The 20106-nt window shown below is 36.8% G+C and carries 18 protein-coding genes; 13 read left to right on the top strand and 5 right to left on the bottom strand.

Translation table 11 applies throughout. From position 1 onward, the window contains the following. Positions 1-46: 46 nt before the first annotated feature. On the bottom strand, positions 47-616 hold the full coding sequence (locus A1704_RS20705; protein WP_062675901.1) for a YceI family protein: 570 nt from the start codon (positions 614-616) through the stop codon (positions 47-49). A 138-nt stretch (positions 617-754) separates the two neighbouring features. Between A1704_RS20705 and radA the strand changes: the two genes are divergently transcribed. Both radA and A1704_RS20695 read left to right on the top strand, forming a co-directional pair. After that, on the top strand, positions 755-2104 hold the full coding sequence (radA, locus tag A1704_RS20700) for a DNA repair protein RadA (RefSeq protein ID WP_062675900.1): 1350 nt from the start codon (positions 755-757) through the stop codon (positions 2102-2104). A 122-nt stretch (positions 2105-2226) separates the two neighbouring features. Continuing rightward, positions 2227-2820 (top strand): acyl carrier protein phosphodiesterase, encoded by a 594-nt coding sequence (locus A1704_RS20695; RefSeq protein WP_062675899.1) that lies wholly within the window; start codon positions 2227-2229, stop codon positions 2818-2820. Between the two features lie 5 nt (positions 2821-2825). On the opposite strand, the gene A1704_RS20690 is transcribed toward A1704_RS20695, so the two are convergent. Together A1704_RS20690 and A1704_RS20685 are read right to left on the bottom strand one after the other, a co-directional pair. Beyond that, positions 2826-3341: a DUF6702 family protein gene (locus tag A1704_RS20690; protein ID WP_062675898.1), complete on the bottom strand. Its 516-nt coding sequence runs from the start codon at positions 3339-3341 to the stop codon at positions 2826-2828. 80 nt (positions 3342-3421) lie between these two features. Continuing rightward, positions 3422-6637: a S8/S53 family peptidase gene (locus tag A1704_RS20685; protein ID WP_062675897.1), complete on the bottom strand. Its 3216-nt coding sequence runs from the start codon at positions 6635-6637 to the stop codon at positions 3422-3424. A gap of 151 nt (positions 6638-6788) precedes the next feature. Here A1704_RS20685 and A1704_RS20680 point away from each other — a divergent pair, with 151 nt between their 5' ends. The 4 genes from A1704_RS20680 to A1704_RS25025 all read left to right on the top strand — a co-directional run bounded on the left by A1704_RS20680 (position 6789) and on the right by A1704_RS25025 (position 10608). After that, entirely contained in the window at positions 6789-7367 is a 579-nt protein-coding gene (locus A1704_RS20680; RefSeq protein ID WP_062675896.1) for a HupE/UreJ family protein, read from the top strand. A 67-nt stretch (positions 7368-7434) separates the two neighbouring features. Beyond that, positions 7435-9822, top strand: coding sequence for a M1 family metallopeptidase (locus tag A1704_RS20675; protein ID WP_062675895.1), 2388 nt, complete (start codon positions 7435-7437; stop codon positions 9820-9822). A 283-nt stretch (positions 9823-10105) separates the two neighbouring features. After that, the gene (locus A1704_RS24765) at positions 10106-10243 is read left to right on the top strand and encodes a hypothetical protein (RefSeq protein ID WP_167348788.1); all 138 of its coding nucleotides are present in this window, start codon (positions 10106-10108) and stop codon (positions 10241-10243) included. Positions 10244-10473: 230 nt separating this feature from the next. Beyond that, the gene (locus A1704_RS25025; protein WP_262486832.1) at positions 10474-10608 is read left to right on the top strand and encodes a hypothetical protein; all 135 of its coding nucleotides are present in this window, start codon (positions 10474-10476) and stop codon (positions 10606-10608) included. A 56-nt stretch (positions 10609-10664) separates the two neighbouring features. Here A1704_RS25025 and A1704_RS20670 read toward each other — a convergent pair whose 3' ends face one another. Then, entirely contained in the window at positions 10665-11363 is a 699-nt protein-coding gene (locus tag A1704_RS20670) for a LytR/AlgR family response regulator transcription factor (RefSeq protein ID WP_062675894.1), read from the bottom strand. Beyond that, positions 11356-12324: a sensor histidine kinase gene (locus A1704_RS20665; protein ID WP_238590664.1), complete on the bottom strand. Its 969-nt coding sequence runs from the start codon at positions 12322-12324 to the stop codon at positions 11356-11358. The genes A1704_RS20670 and A1704_RS20665 overlap by 8 nt, the downstream gene beginning before the upstream one ends. 296 nt (positions 12325-12620) lie before the next feature. On the opposite strand from A1704_RS20665, the gene A1704_RS20660 reads away from it, so the two are divergent. The 7 genes from A1704_RS20660 (at position 12621) to A1704_RS20630 (ending at position 19874) form a co-directional block, all read left to right on the top strand. After that, positions 12621-13313: a DUF2490 domain-containing protein gene (locus tag A1704_RS20660; protein ID WP_062675893.1), complete on the top strand. Its 693-nt coding sequence runs from the start codon at positions 12621-12623 to the stop codon at positions 13311-13313. A 24-nt stretch (positions 13314-13337) separates the two neighbouring features. Then, positions 13338-14624, top strand: coding sequence for a CitMHS family transporter (locus A1704_RS20655; protein ID WP_062675892.1), 1287 nt, complete (start codon positions 13338-13340; stop codon positions 14622-14624). A 46-nt stretch (positions 14625-14670) separates the two neighbouring features. Continuing rightward, positions 14671-15882 (top strand): cation:dicarboxylate symporter family transporter, encoded by a 1212-nt coding sequence (locus tag A1704_RS20650; protein ID WP_062675891.1) that lies wholly within the window; start codon positions 14671-14673, stop codon positions 15880-15882. After that, positions 15869-16660: a TerC family protein gene (locus tag A1704_RS20645; protein WP_062675890.1), complete on the top strand. Its 792-nt coding sequence runs from the start codon at positions 15869-15871 to the stop codon at positions 16658-16660. Before A1704_RS20650 ends, A1704_RS20645 begins: the two co-directional genes overlap by 14 nt. Positions 16661-16776: 116 nt before the next feature. After that, positions 16777-17055, top strand: coding sequence for a co-chaperone GroES (locus tag A1704_RS20640; RefSeq protein ID WP_002976538.1), 279 nt, complete (start codon positions 16777-16779; stop codon positions 17053-17055). A gap of 103 nt (positions 17056-17158) precedes the next feature. Further along, on the top strand, positions 17159-18784 hold the full coding sequence (groL, locus tag A1704_RS20635; RefSeq protein WP_062675889.1) for a chaperonin GroEL: 1626 nt from the start codon (positions 17159-17161) through the stop codon (positions 18782-18784). Between the two features lie 262 nt (positions 18785-19046). Further along, positions 19047-19874: a hypothetical protein gene (locus A1704_RS20630; RefSeq protein WP_062675888.1), complete on the top strand. Its 828-nt coding sequence runs from the start codon at positions 19047-19049 to the stop codon at positions 19872-19874. Positions 19875-20106: the final 232 nt, after the last annotated feature.

Genomic DNA, 20106 nt, shown 5'->3' with positions numbered 1-20106 from the left:
TTTTCCACTCACATGGAAAACCTTTTATATTTTATACGTTGAAATATTATTGCTTTACAAGCTCAAAATAAGCAGTTACCTCAACATCTTTCGCGATACCTGCTCCTGATGGGTCATATTTGATTCCATAATCCAGACGGTTTACTGTAAATTTTGTCTGAATTCCCATGACCTCTTTTCCATCTTTATTTTTTGTAATCCCACCCAATGTAACCGGAGCAGTGATTTCTTTCTCTACTCCCTTCATGGTTAGTTTCCCTTTAACGATATAGTTATTGTTTTTATCTTTTGTAACGGAAGAGCTCTTAAATTCAATCGTAGGGTATTTGGCAACATCGAAAAACTCTTCGCTGATAAGATGTCTGTCCCTCATATCCACTCCGGTATTAATACTAGGAACACTGATAGAAAAGTTTAAATCAGCATTATCCAGATTAGCACCACCAGTGGCTGCTTTTCCGTCAAATTTATCAAACCTTCCCTGTACAAAACTAATCCCCATATGCTTGATATTAAAGTTAACCGATGAATGCATCTGGTCTACCTGCCAGGTTCCCTGTGCAAAAGCTACAACACTTAACAGCACAAACACGAAAGATAAAAATACTTTTTTCATTGTAATGATATTTTACATTAATATTTTAATTGAATCAGGCTAAGATATGAAAGATATTTCTATCGCAGACGTATTAGTTTTTTTATATTAAACTCATTTACATTCTGAAAAAAAAATGCTTTTTTATAACTTCGCAGTATGGCAAAACTGAAAACAGCATATTTCTGTCAAAACTGCGGAACCCAGTATCCTCAATGGCTGGGACAATGTAAAAACTGTGGAGAATGGAACACTTTAGTAGAAGAGGTTGTAGAGAAACCTTCTCATAAAACTCCTCCTTTTTCAAAAACGAAACAACATGTTATCAATATTGTTGAAGTAGAAACCAGCGAAGAACCTAGGATAAAAACCCCTTCTGAAGAACTGAACCGTGTTTTAGGAGGCGGCATCGTTTTGGGGTCTGTAACTTTGATTGGTGGCGAACCGGGCATCGGAAAATCTACCCTTCTGCTTCAGCTTGCTTTGAAAATGAAGAAAAAAGTTTTCTATGTTTCTGGTGAAGAAAGTGCTTCTCAGATCAAAATGAGAGCAGACAGACTTACGGATATTCAAAATCCGAACTGTTTCCTTTTCACAGAAACATCATTGGAAAAAATCCTTCATGAGGCCAAAAAACTGGAGCCGGATTTCATGATCATTGATTCCATTCAAACGCTGCAGTCTCAATTGATAGAAAGTTCCCCGGGAACCGTATCCCAAATCCGGGAATGCTCCAATGAGATCATCAAATATGCCAAAGAAAACAATACGCCTGTCTTTCTTGTAGGACATATTACCAAAGACGGCCAAATTGCCGGACCAAAAGTACTGGAGCACATGGTAGATGTTGTTCTGAATTTTGATGGAGACCGAAATCATCTGTTCAGATTATTGAGAGCTAATAAAAACCGTTTTGGTTCTACCTCCGAAATTGGAATTTATGAAATGATTTCCCAGGGATTAAAAGAAATTAAAAACCCTTCGGAAATACTGATTACCAAGAAGTTTGAGGAACTTTCAGGAAACTCTGTTGCGGTAACTCTGGAAGGAAACAGGCCGATGCTTCTTGAAATACAGGCATTGGTAAGTACTGCCGTTTATGGTACTCCTCAAAGAAGCAGCACCGGTTTTGATTCCAAAAGGCTGAATATGCTTTTGGCCGTACTGGAAAAAAGAGCTGGTTTTCAATTGGGAGCAAAAGACGTTTTCCTGAATATTACCGGAGGAATAAAAACAGATGATCCGGCACTGGATCTGGCAGTCATTGCTTCTGTTCTTTCTTCCAATGAAGATATTGCTATTTCTGAACATTACTGTTTTGCCGGAGAAATCGGATTAAGTGGCGAAATTCGTCCGGTAGCACAGATTGAGCAGAGAATTACTGAGGCTGAGAAATTGGGGTATGAGAAAATATTTGTATCCAATCTTAATAAAATCCCGAAAAGAAAATTTGGAATCAAGATTGAAGAAGTGAGTAAAATTGAGGATTTTCATGAGAGACTGTTCTAGAGTGAATGGTCAATTTTGCTTCGCAAGTCAATGGTCAATTAATATCACGATAAAAAATTCACAAGCGAAGCGAATTCACTTTTCACCTTTCACTATCCACATTTAATTCATACCTTTAAATTATGAATTATCTGGCTCATTCTTTTCTTTCTTTTACTGACGGGCAGATCGTGGGGCAATTTCTCGAAGATTTCATCCGCAACAGAGATCGTTTTTCTTTCCCGAAGGAAATTCAGGACGGAATTACCCTGCACAGAGCTATTGATACTTACACTGATTCTCATCCTGCCATTCATGAAGCCAAAAAGGTATTCGCTCCATTGGTAAGGCTGTATGCAGGTGCGTTTGTAGATGTCTCGATGGATCATTTTGTAGCCAAGGATCTTTCTCTGAATTCTCTTCCGGAATGGAAAGCGCATTCCCTTAAAGTTTATCGTGTTTTAAATGCCTATGAACAATGGCTTCCTGAAAATTTCAAAAAGATGCTTGTAAAAATGGAGCATGATGACTGGCTTTATAATTACCGTGAAGACTGGGGAATTAAATTCAGCATTCAGAATGTTTTGAATAAAGCAAAGTACCTCGATAAGGATATTCCCGTTTTTGAAGCTTTTTTAAAGAACAAAGATCATCTTCAGCAGTGTTACGATGATTTTTTTCCTGATCTGCTGGCCCACGCAAAAGGAATTAATACGTTGCTTCAGCTGGAAAATTAATATTCTCAGAACTGTTTATACAGATAGCGGTTAGGATAGGTAAGTTTTTCACTGTTTCTTTGTCCGTTTACAATAATATGAACAATATTGATCTGATCATCAAAAAGATTATACAGAAAACTTACGGCAGTTTCTACTTTTTTAGGAGTAGCTACAGGTTCTGACTCAAGAAAGATATCTACAGATTCCTGATCTTCTTCATAACCGATATAATTTACTTTTAAAAATTTATTATCAGCCTTTAGCCTGAAATATTCTGAACAATATTTCTGCAGGGCATCATTCAGTTTCGCCTTATATTTTTCGTCATTAAAATGAAAAGCACCTCCATATTTCTTCCCCAGGCCATTTTCCATGTCATCAAGAAAGAATCTTCCGGTTACTTCAAAGGTTCTGGATTTTGAATTATAATTAATTTCAACAGATCCTACGTGATAGGGGTGAAAAGTCCCACGCTCCGTAAAACTTTGAAAAGTCATTGTTAATAATAAAAGAAAACTCCAAAAAAACTTACCTGACATGAATCTTATTTTACAGCAAATATAAAAAAAGCAGCAATTATAAAAACTGCTGCTTTTCATTGAATATCATAGATGAAGATTTATTGCTTCATTACTTTTTTTGTGATTTTTGTGTTATCCTCCAATGTAATGGTAAACAGGTATGTTCCTCTTACAAATTCAGAAACATCAATTCTACCGGAGTTCTTATCTACATTAACGGTTTTAATCAGTTTCCCAGAAACATCATAAACACTTACTGCACCTTTAGAATATCTGCCTAACGACACGTTTACAAAATCTTTTGCAGGATTCGGAGTGATGTTCACTTCTGAATTTATTTTAACATCCGCTGTCCCTAATGTTGTTCCTGTTTTAACAAAATATCCGCCAAAACCAGTCGTCTGAAAACTCACTTCCCAGTATTGGTAGGTATCATTCCAGATAATATCTGCTATATCAGGAGTAATAACTGTGGCGGTTCCTCCAAAAGAAGCTACGGTTCCTGTAGTACTTGTTCCGCTATATTTTTCAATAAGAAGATTGGCTTTGTTAGCAACATCAGTGGGTGAAGTAGGTAATTTCACTCCATTAGTCAGATTATAAGCATCAAAATCACTCTGCTTGAAATATAAAGTTACTTTTCCGGTAGCCGTCGTAGTATTTGCATCTGAATTGATTTCATATCTTCTTGCAACATAATTTGGCTGTGCATTATCTACCCATACTTTTGAGGTTACATTTCCTGTTACTGTACTGGCTGTTTCTTTTTCTAGCCTTGAGATAAGCTGGCAGGAATTTGTAAAGTAGTTATAGCCATTCGCCACCGTACTGGTTTTCGTCTGGTTAGAAGTTGCTAAATTCTTTACTTCAGCAACATTTTCATAGATTACCGCTCTCATTTTAAGATCAAATGTTCTTGAAGTCCATGTAGTACCGTCAGTAGAAGTTTTAGATCTGCTATTCAGTACAGCATTCTCTGCTTTCATGGCAATTCTTCCTCCTAATCCATTAACAACAATATAAAATTCTTTTCCGGTTACCATCTGTACATTCAAATCTGAAAGATTGATGTAATTCCAGGTATATCTCTGAATATTATTAAGCCATGAAGTAATGGTTTTAGTAGCAATAATATCTCCGGGATTTCCGTTAGCATCTACCTTTCTGATCTGAATATCCACCGGGATATCTGAAGGAATTGAAGACCCTGATACAAATGAGAACCCTCCCAGTTTCCCTGTTAATGTAGGCGTATATCTTACCGCAAGAGCCATATTATCAAAATAATAATTAAATTCTGTATTGGCTACAATGTATGGCTCATCGTAACTTACTGTTTCAAAATTGGATTTCACACATCCTATTTCATCAGTAACAGCTTTATAGATATCCAATTTACCATATCCCCATCTCATATTCGGAACGACACCGGTGGCACCATCCATTCTTGCATTAGCTGTAAGACGGGCTTTCACCTGTGCTGCCGTCAATGAAGGATTAGCCTGCAGTAATAACCCTACTGCTCCAGCTACTCCCGGTGAAGACATACTTGTCCCCTGGTTTTTCACGTAATAATTGGTGCCTGAAATAATGTCTGTTGCTGCGGGAGCAGAATTGCTGGATCTTGATGAAATAACATTCTGGCCTGAACCTGCGATATCCGGCTTTTGAACCCCATCCACTCTTGGTCCCTGTGAACTGAATGAAGAGATAGATTCCTGTGGGGTTGTGGTAGAATAAGCTCCCGTACTATACCAACTTGGTCTTCCCATATATGATGCTACCGTAATAGCATTAGAAGCATTTCCCGGGCTTCCTACAATATATTCATTATCTCCGTTTTGTAAGGTGGTTTGCACTCCCTGACTATACAACCAGCCGTGGGCTGTGATCTGCTGAGTTCCATTGTTGGTAATTTCCAATGAATAATTCCCCTGAACATTAGTGGTCCCTGAAGTTCTGGTAACTACCAACTGTACATATCTTTTATTGTTGTCGTTACTCCAATAGTTGTACATGGTTGCGGTAAGACCTCCTCCTAATATAGTATGAGCGGTGTTTGTACTGATATTCTGCGTATACTGCTGCCCGTCCGGAGTGGTTAATTTTGCAGTAACGGGAGTATTGTCATTGGCATACATAATAAATGAGAATACTGAAGCTGCGGAAGTGTTGCTTGCTACGGTAAAGTTATATGTCTGTGCCGCACCGGCTGCAATATCAACTTTTCTGTGAAGATTAGCTCCGTAATCATTACCTGCTGAAATCACAACAACTCTTCCCGCTCCTGAAGTGGTAAAGCTATTAACCGCTACTTCATGGCTTGAAGTTCCATCATGAGCACTACTCTGGCCACCAATACTCATATTGACAACAATAGGTTTATTAAGTGCCGTTGCCACATTTTTAAAATAGGTTAAAGCATTAATGGTATTTGTTGTAGGAAAAGATCCGTTTCCTCCTTTCACAAAAACAATATCTGCATCCGATGAAAATCCTTTATGTCTTTTATCGGTAAAAGCAGAACCATTTCCAGCTGCTGTACCTGAAACATGGGTTCCATGGCCGTTGGTATCATTTTCACGAACAAACCCCGTGGGTGTCCCATCCAGTTCATCTTCGATATGTGCTTTCGTATATTCTACGCCAGTAGCAAACCCTGCCGGGGCAGTTTCTCCCGCCTGGGCAGTTAAAGTCTGATCCCAAATGGAAACAATTCTGCTCTTGGTCTGATCATCAGATTTTCTGAAATCCGGATGTTTCCAGTCTATTCCACTGTCATAAATTCCTACCAACACTCCTGTTCCATTATAAGCTGTGTTATTGAAAACACCATCCTGCAAAAGACTTGCTCCGGACTGAGCTCGGCTCACATCATTATGAAGTGCATCAAACTCGGGTCCCATTACAGAGGTTACATACGGAAGCTGAGTCAGTCTTTCAATATCTTCAATGGTAACCAAAGCTGTGGAAAAAGCAGGAAATTGGCTTTGTATAAGAAATCCGTCTGCTTTTAATTTTTCAGGCTCTTTAGTATAAACTATACATGAATACATAGTCTGTGCTCCTTTTGAAGTCACCACCAGGTGCTGATCAAGTTTCATATCAGGACGTTCCAGTTCTTTTACTGCTCTTCCGTTAGCAATACTTTCTTTATTTTTCAATAAAAGATCAAACCGGGAATCCAGTTTCTGTACCTGCCCGTAAAAAGCGTAGGAATAAAATCCCAAAAAGGCTGCTGTAGCATTTCTAAGAAGCTTCGCTCCTCCACGTGAAATGTTTACATTTGTAAAAAATAATTTTTTGATATCCATATTTCATTTTTAAGCAATACAATTATACAATTTTTATTTAAAACATAAATAACACATAATATCAATAAAGATTAAGTGTAAAAATTAAATCAAATAATAAAATTAACAATATTTTACCAATATATTCAAAATATAAAATTTTTTAATCAAAATGCAGGATTTCGTTTTTTATTTAAACCTTGGATGGGAACATATTATTTCTCTGGATGCACTGGATCACCAGCTTTTTGTTTTAGCTTTGATAGCTGTGTACTCTTACAGTGACTGGAAAAAAATCCTGATTCTTGTTACCGCATTTACAATCGGGCATTCTATTACCTTAGCTTTAAGCATTCTGGATGTTTTCAGAGTTCCTTCTGACTGGGTGGAGTTTTTAATTCCTTTAACGATTGTTCTTACTTCCATGGATAATATTATCATGAAAAATCAGAAACAGACTTTGATGCGGGCTAATTATTATCTTGCACTGATCTTCGGCCTGGTTCATGGGATGGGATTCGCCAACACAGCAAGAGTAATGATTGCTAAAAGCCAAAGTATTGCGTTACCTCTCCTTGGGTTTAATATTGGTTTGGAGCTTGGCCAGATTGTAATTGTTGCTGCGATTTTAATCATCCTGTTCATTTCACTCAATCTTTTTAAAGTGAATAAAAAAGACTGGATACTCTTTGTTTCTTCCGGAGTATTTGCTTTATCCTTAAAAATGACTTTGGAAAGAATTCCTTTTTAAAAGTTAAATATTCTCATTAATTCAACAGGTAATTACTATCTTTGATCATTAAAAAATCATTTCGGTTATGAAACTAAAAGTTGTTATACTTTCACTTTCTGTATTTGCATATACAGGTTTCACCGCACAAAATATTCAGAATAACCCGGGCAGCAATCACGGCAATAAGTTTGAGCAGCTGGGAACTATTCTGCCAACACCCAACATCTACAGAACAGCTTCAGGAACTCCCGGTCACGGATACTGGCAGAACAGAGCCGATTACAACATCACTGCTTATCTTGATGAAGATAAAAGAAATCTGAAAGGTTCAGAAACGGTGACTTACTACAATAATTCTCCCGATGAGTTGGATTATATCTGGCTGCAGCTTGATGAAAACGAACACTCAAGCATCAGAAATGCAGGATATGACACTTCATCTGTACTTCGTTCTTCCACTACGGACCAGCAGCTTAAAGTTTCTGAACTTCCTGTAAAAGATAACGGTTATGGTGTAAGTCTTGAAAAAGTAACAGATGCTTCAGGGAATCCATTGAAGTATACGGTGAACAAAACGATGATGCGTATTGATCTTCCAAAAGTTTTGAAAAAGGGAGAGAAATTCGTTTTCAAAGTAGACTGGAACTACAATATCTCTGACAGAATTAAAATGGGAGGCCGAGGAGGTTTTGAAAACTTCCCTGAAGATGGCAATGACCTGTATACTATGGCACAATGGTACCCAAGAATGTGCGTGTATAGTGACTTCCAGGGCTGGCAAAACCACCAGTTTACAGGAAGAGGTGAATTTGCCTTGGTCTTTGGAGACTTTAAGGTTTCCATGAATGTACCTGCCGATCATATTGTTGGCGGAACAGGAGAATGTAAAAATTATGATCAGGTATTAACTTCTGATCAGCTTTCAAGATACAGAAAAGCAGAAAATGCTTCTGAACCTATAGAAATTGTAACGTTAGACGAAGCTAAAAAAGCGGAGAAAAATCATTCAAAACAAAGAAAAACATGGGTTTTCGAAGCGAAAGATGTTCGTGATTTTGCATGGACTTCTTCCAGAAAGTTTGTCTGGGACGGAATGCGTGTAACGATTCCTGAAAACAACAATAAAGTAATGGCTATGAGTTTCTATCCAAAAGAATCTTACGGCCTTTACAGAAAGTTTTCTACAAAAGCGGTAGCTCATACCATTAAAACGTATTCAGAATTTACGATTCCTTATCCATATCCTGTAGCACAATCCGTAGAAGCAGCCAACGGAATGGAATACCCGATGATCTGTTTCAATTTTGGCAGAACCGAAAAAGACGGAACCTATTCTGAAGGAACCAAAAACGGAATGCTTGGAGTAATTATTCATGAAGTTGGACACAACTTCTTCCCAATGATCATCAATTCTGATGAAAGACAATGGGCATGGATGGACGAAGGCCTGAATACCTTCACAGAATATCTTACAGAAGAAAAGTGGGATAATAAATTCCCATCCAAAAGAGGACCGGCATGGACGATCGTAGATTATATGAAACTTCCGAAAGATCAACTGGAACCTATCATGAGTAACTCTGAAAATATTGTTCAGTATGGTCCGAACGCCTATTCAAAACCTGCTACAGGACTGAATATTCTTCGTGAAACAATCATGGGAAGGGAACTTTTCGACAAAGCATTTAAAACCTATGCCAAAAGATGGGCATTCAAGCATCCTGAACCCGCAGATTTATTCCGTACCATGGAAGATGCCAGTGGTGAAGACCTTGACTGGTTCTGGAGAGGCTGGTTCTACGGTACAGATCCTGTAGATATTGCTATTGATAAAGTAACGGTTGCTGTTCCTAATCTTGAGAGTGATCCAAAAGCTGCTGCTGAAGTACAATATCAGGTTGAAAAACCATTGGTAAACAGTTTTGAGGATCTTTCAAAAATCAGAAACAGAGAAGATAAGAATATCAAATTCTATGTAGATGGTGATAAAGATGTTCAGGATTTCTATTACAAATATGACAGAGGTCAGGAAAAGATTGATAATAATAAGCAATACACCATCAAAACAGAATCAGGTCTTCCTTTAGATGCAAAGGATAAAGAGAAATTCAAAAATATTACAGGATATCAGATCGATTTTGTGAATAAAGGCGGTCTGGTAATGCCTATCATTCTTGAATTCACGTTTGAAGACGGATCAAAATTGTATGATAAATCTGCTGCACAAATCTGGAGGCTGAACGAACAAAAAGTTTCCAAGACGTATTATTTTGATAAGAAATTGAAATCTATTCAGCTGGATCCAATGAGAGAAACTGCTGATATTGATACAACCAATAATTTCTGGAGCAGCACCGGAACGGGTACTGAAACTTCAAAATTCCAACTTTTCAAACAAAAACAGGGAAGAGGCTCTGTAAGAGGAGGTTCAACCGGAAAGGTTAATCCAATGCAGGCCGCAGGAAAAAGTTAAAAAAAAGGTTGTAACTTTTAAGTAATACAGCACTACTTCATATTAAAAGGGCAAAGAATACTTCTTATAACCTTTTTAATATGAAGTATTTTTTTGTTTAAACCTTTTCATCCCAAGTTCATTCATCCATTGAACTACCTTACAATACCAACACCTTTCTTTCGTCTATAAAAAATATAACAACCTGACTTAAAAAGTTTTATATTTGAATCACCATAACATCAAATGTCAAAAACCTGATTGACAATAAATGCTCAGGGTTCAAAAAAACAAAATATTACTTATGAAAAATGCCAAATTACTAAGCAGAGATGCTCAGAAAACCATCAATGGCGGGCTTGCTGCCAGACTCGTATGCTGCGAACGCGACGACAACGGAAAATGTACTTTATGGATCGGACCTGGACAAAACTGTCCTTAGTTCTGTCATCTGATAACAATTTTTATAAAGCCGGAAATTTCCGGCTTTATCTTTTTTCTTATCATATATTTTACTTACAACCTGATAATCAAAATTTTATTATAAAAAAAACCAACTATAATATATCACAAAATAAAGAAAAATACTATCTTCACTTCTTTTACACCAAATGTCAAAATCCTGATTGACTTTAAATGTTCAGGGATATACAAAACAAAATATTATTAACTATGAAAAACGCTAAATTATTAAGCAGAGATGCTCAGAAATCAGTCAATGGCGGAGCAGCAGGACGTATTTGCTGTGAGTACAATTACAAAGGACAATGTATCCTGTGGATCGGACCTGGACAATATTGCCCATAGTTCCAATCCTTAGATAACAATTTAAGATAAAGCTGGAAATATTCCGGCTTTATTTTTTAACTTAAATGTTCTTTTACATTCTTTTTATAAGTTCTCCCTAACGGAAGCTCATCGCCGTTTTTCAAAAAAACATGGCTGGAATTATACGAATTGATATGTTCTGATAACACAATATAAGACTTGTGAATTCTGATAAAACCGAAATGTTGAAACTTCTCTTCAAAATTGGACATTCTCTCCAGAATCATATACTTTTTCAACGGCGTCATCAGGACAATATATTCTCCGAATCCCTGTATCCAGAGAATATCTTTTAGGAAAACTTTATTCATCACATAATTGGATTTGAACATAATAAAGTCTTCCTGCTGCTGACTGCTGGCTGAGCTTTTAAACTGAACAAAATCCCTTGCTTTATGGACTGCTTTTTTAAATGTTTCAAAATCCACAGGTTTGATAAGGTAATGAACAACATCCAGCTCAAAGGCTTTCACTGCATATTTTGTTTCCAGCGTAAGAAAAATACATAGCGGCGGATCAGGAAGCTGCTGCAAAAGCTCTACTCCATTAATACCAGGCATATTGATATCGAAAACAACAAGATCTACTTTATTGGTTTTCAGAAATGCCAGTGCTTCTTCCGGTTTCTGAAATGAAGCCAGCAGTTCAACCTCTTCAAGCTGATCACAATATTGTTTTACAAGCTGCAATGCAGGATATTCATCATCTACATTTACGATAGTCAGATTAGCCATTGATAGTAATTGTTAAAGCTATTTTATATTGATCATTTTCTTTCGGGCCGGAATAAAACTCATACTGATCCGGATAAAATTTTTCCAATATATGAATAATTGCTTCGTTACCCAATCCGTGATAATCAGATTCAGCGACAAGAGTTCTATCTTTCCCGACAGAATTTATAATTTCAAAATACAGTTCGGAGCGCTCAATATGACAGAATAATTTTATAAAAGCGTGAGCATCTTCTCCTATTGCTGAATGTTTTAAAGCATTTTCAAATAATGTAAGGAGTATAGCGGACGGGATTTCCGCAATGTCAAATTCTTCCTGATCTTCAATATCCATGACAATATCAAGCTGATTATTATATTTAAGCTGATACAGCGCAGCAAGTGCTTTTAATGAAGAAAATTCCTGAGAAACGGTTACTTTTTCTTTTCCACTGTCATAAATAATATATTTCAAAAGTTTGCTCAACTGCAAAATAGAATCCGAAGTTTTCTCTGAATGGGTAAAACTATTGGCATATATATTATTAAGCGTATTCAACAAAAAATGAGGATTCAGTTTAGATTTCAGTAAATCAAGATAAAGCTGATCTTTCTCTTCTCCAAGGCTGATCACATCCTGTTCTATTAAAAATTTGTCTTTGGTAATTCCCAAAAAAGAACCCACCAGAATGATAATTCCCTGTGAAATGTAAACATTATACAGAAACCCGACATGGTAACCTTCTCTGCTGAAATCCATCTGGAAAACTGCAGGCTCCCACAATATCCTGAAAAGACTTGACCCTAAAAAAAGAATTAAAGCATAGAGAATAAATTCCGGGTATTTATTGGATAAATAGAACCGGGGAACCAGATAATAGTACACCAGATAGTAAATTCCCACATTGAAAATGGTGTTCAAAATAATGCTTATTACCAACTGAGTTGAGTCCAGGAAGTAGTTTTCGGTGAAATAAGTCATCAAAATGAAGATAAAAAGGAAAAAAATGTGCTGAAACCTCAACAAAAATTTCCAACGGTATTTCATAAGACTTTCCAGAATCTTACCACTAAATAAAATTCTGATAATCAATAATATAATAATAAAATTAATGATTAAAAACATAGTCCATACCTTATTTTGAAACACCTCAAATATAAATATCTTTTTGCCTCAAAATGCAGTTCGTTGAGAAAAACTGTCATTGATTGAAAAATTCCAGAGCCACTCTTTCTAATAAATATATTTGAAAAAGTACAATATTAACCCAATATTATATGAAAATCAATATAAAATTAACTCTTATTTTATCATTATGTTTATTCAACGGACTTTATAGTCAGAGTAAAGATAATTACAATATGTGGTTTCAGTACCTGATGTCGGCAAAGCTTACCGATAAAAGTACTTTAACTGCACTTACCCAGTACCGTTCCTTCGATCTGGCTTATGATACAAGACTTTTTCTGGTAAATGCCTATGTAGATTATGAAGTAGCTGAAAATATTAGACCTGCAGCAGGAGCTATGTTTCTGATCCTCGAATCTTATAATGCCGACGATTCTAAAAAGATAAGATATGAAAAAAGACCTTTCCAGCAGGTAACTGCGGAGTATTTCATCGGGAGAACCTCCATCTCTAACCGCCTTAGAGTGGAAGAACGTTTCCTCAGCAATCCCGATGAATTTGAGGTAAGACTCCGGTACCTGATCTCTGTCCGTATTCCCTTCAACAAAAAAGGAGAAAAAGAAAAACTCTATGGTATTCTTAAAAATGAAATAAGAATGAATGTGGATAAAACAGAGCCTTTCGACAGTAATCGTATTACCGCAGGCCTTGGAATAAAAGTGGGAAAAAATTCTGCTCTGGAACTGGCCTTTATCAATCAGATGGAAACCGGAAAAACAAGTAACTACGGATTTATAGGCTTCAGAAACAGTTTTGACTGGAGAAAAAAGAAACAACAATAACCTCATTAATATTTATAGATAACTATGCTAACATTTCTTGGTTTTTTAATGATTTTCATCTTCATGATTCTCATCATGAACAAAAAGATGACTCCTCTAACCGCTTTGGTCATTGTGCCGGTAACCATAGCCCTTTTTGCAGGCTTTGGTCCTCAGTTGGGAGACATGATGAAAAACGGTGTCAAAGAAATAGCTCTGACTGGTGTTATGCTGATCTTTGCGATCCTTTATTTCAGTTTAATGATAGATACGGGACTTTTTGAACCGCTAGTGAATATAATTTTAAAAGCAGTTGGAGACAATCCCATCAAAACAACAATAGGAACTGCTGTTCTTACAGCATTGGTTTCATTGGATGGTGATGGTTCATCCACCTATTTAATTGTCGTGGCTGCTATGCTTCCGTTGTATAAAAAACAAGGGATGAATCCGTTGATTCTTACCTGTATTATTATGCTTGCCGGGCAGATTATGAATATTCTTCCCTGGGGAGGACCAACAGCAAGGGTAATGAGTTCCCTGAAGCTTGGCCACACTGAAATATTCGTGCCTATGATTCCTATTATGGCTATAGGGATTCTGTGGGTTATATTTGTTGCCTATATTTTGGGCAGAAGAGAAAAAATACGAATTGCAAAACACGGTAAGTTTACACGCTACAACAGCAATGATATTATTGGCGAAGCAGATCCTTCACTCCGCCGCCCGAAACTGATTCTGATCAATCTTGCTCTTACCATTACCCTTTTGGTAGTCATGATTCTTGATATTGTTCCTTTAGGGATTGCCTTTATGATTGCTTTCTGTATCGCTTCCATCATCAATTATCCCAAATTAAAGGACCAGCAGAAAATCATTTCCAAACATGCAGGAAATGCCCTATCAGTGGCCGGAATGATCTTTGGGGCCGGAATTTTTACGGGAATCCTGAACGGATCGGGTATTATGCAGGCAATGGGAAACAGTATGATAGAAATAGTTCCTAAGAGCTGGGGTGGTTATATGAATATCGTGACCGCTTTATTCAGTATCCCGTTTACTTTTTTCCTGTCTAATGATGCCTACTACTTTGGAATATTGCCTATTATCGTTGCTACCGGTCATCAATTGGGAATTTCACCGGAAATATTGGGAAGAGCAAGTCTTATCGGGCAGGGTTCTCACCTTCTGAGTCCATTGGTTCCGTCTACTTATCTGTTGGTATCGCTGGCGGGTGTGGAGTTTTCAGATCATTTGAAATATACATTAAAGTGGGCCTTGGGATCATCAGTCATCATGTTGCTGAGTGCATTGGTTCTTGGTATTATATAAGGTTATATCTTTGAATTTCGTAATCTTATTATCTATAAAAAAGTGAATGATGAAAACTGTTAAGCAAAAAACATTTACAGACTCCTATTTAAGAAACCTTACCCTGTATGTTTTCACGGCTATTATCTGTGGTGCATTAACGGGTTATTATTTTCCGGAAGTCGGTAAACAGCTGGAAAAGGTAAGCAGTTACTTTTTTATGCTTCTTGAAGTGTTGATCATTCCTGTTATTTTCATTGCGGTAACCTATGGCGTAAGCTATATTTTCAGCACTAAAAATGCTTTTAAAATTGTAATCCAGATGGTTCTGTATTTTTTAATCATCACTTCCATAAGCATTGTATTGGGAATCGGGTCCGGCCTTCTTTTAAAGCCGGGAGCCAACACGGGAATTATTATTTCTTCGCACAAGGCACTTCCGGAAAGATTTTTAACAACGGCCAGCAACCCACTGCATATCAGCAACTATGTACTTTTTCTTTTCATATCCATATCTGCGGGAGTTGTGATTGGTATTTCGAAGAAGAGAAATAACATCTTTAAAGCTTTAGACGCAGGAAGAAATCTGTTTTTCAGGCTCATCAAATATGTGTACCTGTTTCTGCCAATAGTCATTTTCTGTAACATCGCTTATGGCATTTCGGTATATGGAATTAATACTTTACTGCCATTAAGTAAAATTGTCGCTACAGTATATCTTACCAGTGTATTCTTCATTTTTGGTATATTAGGTGTTATAACAGCTTACTTTAAAATTAATCTTTGGGATTTTCTGATCAGCATCAAAGAAGAAATCATTCTTGTGGTGGCAACATCTTCTTCGAAAACTGCCTTCCCAATGATCTTTGACAAAATGGAATCACAGGGCTATGACCGGAAAATTCTTCGTCTTATTATTCCTCTCGGGTACAATTTTAATCTGGCAGGAGCTTGTATTTATCTTTCTATTTCATGTATTTTCCTCGTTCAGCTTTACAATATTTCCCTTACACCAATGGATTATTTCTGGCTTTTTATCACGATTTCCATTGCTTCCAAAACAGCTTCCGGGGTTCCAGGATCAGGCTTCCTTGCGCTGATGTTTACCCTAAGCAGGTTTGGAAAAATTCCCACCACAGATCTTGCGCTTTTATATAGCATAGACCGCTTTATGAACGAAGCCAGATCGGTTACCAATTTCATCGGCATTTCAGTTTCGGCTGCCATTATTTCAAAACTTAATCAAAATTCTATTCCCTTAAAAAATGATATTTCCTGATTTTACACACCTTTTCAATGACATATTAGAAAACCCTGCAAAATCGATAGCCATTATCGGCAATCTGATCCTTATCGAAAGCCTTCTCTCCGTAGACAATGCGGCCGTATTGGCAACCATCGTCATGGACCTGCCCGAACATCAAAGAAAAAAAGCCCTGAAATATGGGATTCTTGGAGCTTATGTATTTCGCGGGCTTGCTCTTATTTTTGCTTCCGTCCTGATTTCCGTATGGTGGCTGAAACCACTGGGAGGATTATATCTAATTTATATTTCCTTTGACTGGTTCATCAAAAAAATTAAAAACACAAATGATGAAGAAAATCCTGAGGAAAGCCCGAACAAAGAATCCAGCTGGCTGTATAAAAATTCCATCGGATTGCTGGGTCAATTCTGGGCAACGGTTGCTATTGTGGAAGTGATGGATCTTGCTTTTTCTATAGATAATGTCTTTGCTGCCGTAGCGTTTTCAGACAATTTACTTTTAATCACACTGGGTGTTTTTATAGGAATTTTAGCCATGAGATTTATTGCGCAGTGGTTTGTCCGTTTGATGCAGGTATTTCCTTTCCTGGAAACGGCAGCTTTTATTGTCATTGCCATTTTAGGAATTAAATTAAGTCTGTCCTTATACGAGCACTTCTACCCTGCTACGGCATTCGCTCATTTCTTAGGCAGCCATACCATGGAAATTTTAGTTTCCGCCATTACCGTTCTGTTGTTTGTAGTACCCGTAACAACCAGTTATCTTTTGGGATTTCCGGCCCGCAAAAAATAATTTTTCTGCCAAATTTTCACATTCAAAAATAAAAATCTGCCATTTCAGCCATCAGCGTCTCATGGCATACATTTAGAGACTTACAACACAGAAATAATTAAAAAATTAAATATATTATGTCAGTAAACTTTAAACCATTGGCAGACAGAGTTCTGGTAGAGCCAATCGCAGCAGAAACTAAAACAGCTTCAGGAATCATTATCCCGGACACTGCAAAGGAAAAGCCGCAAGAAGGTACTGTAGTAGCAGTAGGTCCTGGTAAAAAAGACGAGCCTACAACGGTTCAGGTAGGTGACAAAGTACTTTATGGTAAATATTCAGGTTCTGAATTAAAGTTGGAAGGTAAAGATTATTTGATCGTAAGAGAAGCTGATTTATTGGGAATTATTGGCTAAGATTTCAGATCACAGACATCAGATTTCAGATTAAAAATCAAATTAAAAAAACTTTTGTTAGTTGTCTAATATCTGACATCTAACATCTAATATCTAATCAAAAATGGCAAAAGAAATAAAATTCGATATTGAATCAAGAGACGCTCTAAAAAGAGGGGTTGATGCATTAGCAAATGCAGTAAAAGTAACTTTAGGTCCTAAAGGGAGAAACGTAGTAATCGAAAAATCTTTCGGTGCTCCACACGTAACTAAGGACGGTGTTTCTGTAGCAAAAGAAATCGAACTTGAAGATAAGGTAGAAAACATGGGAGCTCAGATGGTAAAAGAAGTAGCTTCCAAAACCAACGATATCGCAGGAGACGGTACTACTACCGCTACTGTATTGGCACAGGCTATCGTAAGAGAAGGTCTTAAGAACGTAGCTGCAGGTGCTAACCCTATGGATCTTAAAAGAGGGATCGACAAAGCAGTAACTGCTGTTGTGGAAAACCTTAAATCTCAATCTCAGGAAGTTGGAGATTCTTCAGAAAAAATCAAGCAGGTTGCTTCTATTTCTGCCAACAACGATGATACCATCGGTTCTTTAATCGCTGAAGCGTTCGGAAAAGTAGGTAAAGAAGGAGTAATCACTGTAGAAGAGGCTAAAGGTACTGATACAACCGTAGACGTTGTAGAAGGTATGCAGTTCGACAGAGGATACCAGTCACCTTACTTCGTGACGAACCCTGAGAAAATGTTAGCTGAACTTGAAAACCCATATATCCTTTTAGTAGAGAAGAAAATTTCTTCCATGAAAGAATTGTTACCTGTTCTTGAGCCAATTGCACAAGGTGGTAAGTCTCTATTAATTATCTCTGAAGAAGTTGAAGGAGAAGCTTTAGCTACTTTGGTAGTCAACAAACTAAGAGGTTCTCTTAAAATTGCTGCTGTAAAAGCTCCAGGATTCGGAGACAGAAGAAAAGCAATGTTGGAAGATATCGCGATCCTTACAGGTGGACAGGTAATCTCTGAAGAGCAAGGTTTCACTATGGAAAACATCTCTTTGGATATGCTTGGAACTGCTGAGAAAGTAACGATCGACAAAGACAACACAACAGTTGTAAACGGTGGTGGTGACGAAGCGAAAATCAAAGGAAGAGTTGCTCAGATCAAAGCTCAGATGGAAACTACAACTTCTGACTACGACAGAGAGAAACTTCAAGAAAGATTAGCTAAGTTAGCTGGTGGTGTTGCTGTACTTTACGTAGGTGCTGCTTCTGAAGTAGAAATGAAAGAGAAAAAAGACAGAGTAGATGATGCCCTACACGCTACAAGAGCAGCTGTAGAAGAAGGTATTGTTGCTGGTGGTGGTGTTGCTTTAGTAAGAGCCATCTCTGCACTTGATAATCTTTCAGGATCTAACGCTGACGAAACTACAGGGATCAAAATCGTTAAGAGAGCGATCGAAGAGCCATTAAGACAAATCGTTGCCAACGCAGGTGGTGAAGGTTCTGTAATCGTTGCTAAAGTAGCAGAAGGTTCAGGAGACTTCGGATACAACGCGAAAACTGACGAGTATGTTCACATGCTTGAAGCAGGAATCATTGACCCAACTAAAGTAACAAGAGTTGCCCTTGAAAATGCAGCTTCTGTATCTGGAATGCTTTTAACAACTGAATGTGTTATCACTGAAGTAAAGAGCGCTGAACCAGCTATGCCAATGGGTGGTGGAATGCCAGGAATGATGTAACAGCGTGTCGCTGAAACAAATTAATATATAAAATCGCTCTGCTTTTGTAGGGCGGTTTTTTTATTTTGTAGATAACTCCTTTGTTTATCATTTATTATAAACTATTGCGTTTATCCAAAACAACTAAAAATAAACCGCTGTTTAACAAGCAATTGTACAATACATATATGAAATAAGCGCAATAATATATATGTGATATTTGCGCAATGCCTATATTTGGACGTTATCTGTAATTGCAAAACCAATATCTCGCAAAAAATAAATGACTTTATTAAATGTAATTTGGCCCGCTATTTATGTTAGTGAAGAAGTTCAAAAATTTTGGTATTTAATTTTCCTTACAATAATTATTGAAACCATAACTATTTATGTATTTCTTAAAATTGGTTGGAAAAAATCTGTGCTAATATCAATAATCGGAAATTTAATTTCTGGATTTCTTGGAACTCTTGTGATGATGTTTGCAATGTTAATTTGGCATTTTGCAATTGATAGATTTCTTCCAAATGCAACTTTTGACAAATTTAACTGGATTTCAACTTATTTTTTGATGTGCTTGGGAAGTGTGTGTATTGAAACTTTCGCTATATCAAAAATTTTCAAATTCAGTTTTAAAAAATTATTTATTCCTCTTTTAATTGGAAATGCTTTAAGCTATTCATTTATAGTATTTGCAGCAACAAAAGAAAACGATGTAAAACAAGCTAAACAAAAGCGTATTGAAAATGTTTTTTATAAACCATTAAAAAATAATTATACCTTATTAAACAAAAAAGATGTAATGTTTTACACTGCAAAAATTGAAATAGAATACGATGAAAATAATAAAATTTCAAATATCAGTTATCCATTGGAAATAATTTTTAAATATGATTATAGGGACTACTTTATAGATTTTCCGTTTGAACTTCGATTATCGACAGATGAAAATTCCAGCGAAATTGGAAACGGAAGAAAAATAATTTATCTTGACAAACTTTCTGATACTGTAAAAGTAGTCCTTGAACAAAAAAATCCCGATGAAAACATTGGTTGGACAAAACCAATAATTACTGACACACTTAAATTCGTTCGATCAAAAACCGAATAATGCAACTATAGATAATATTATATTGGCAAAATATGGGTTAAGGTTGCCCTTGAAAACGCAGCTTCTGTTTCTGGAATGCTTCTTACTACTGAACGTGTTATCACTGAAGTGAAGAGCGCTGAACCAGCTATGCCAATGGGTGGTGGAATGCCAGGAATGATGTAATAGCGTGTCGCTAAGACAAATTAATATATTAAACGTTCTACTTTTGTAGGGCATTTTTTCGTTCTTA

Origin of the sequence: Chryseobacterium cucumeris, from assembly GCF_001593385.1 — a bacterium.
In the GTDB taxonomy this organism is placed as follows: domain Bacteria; phylum Bacteroidota; class Bacteroidia; order Flavobacteriales; family Weeksellaceae; genus Chryseobacterium; species Chryseobacterium cucumeris.
Note: the sequence above shows the minus strand (reverse complement) of the source record. Positions and strands in the feature narration are given on the sequence as shown.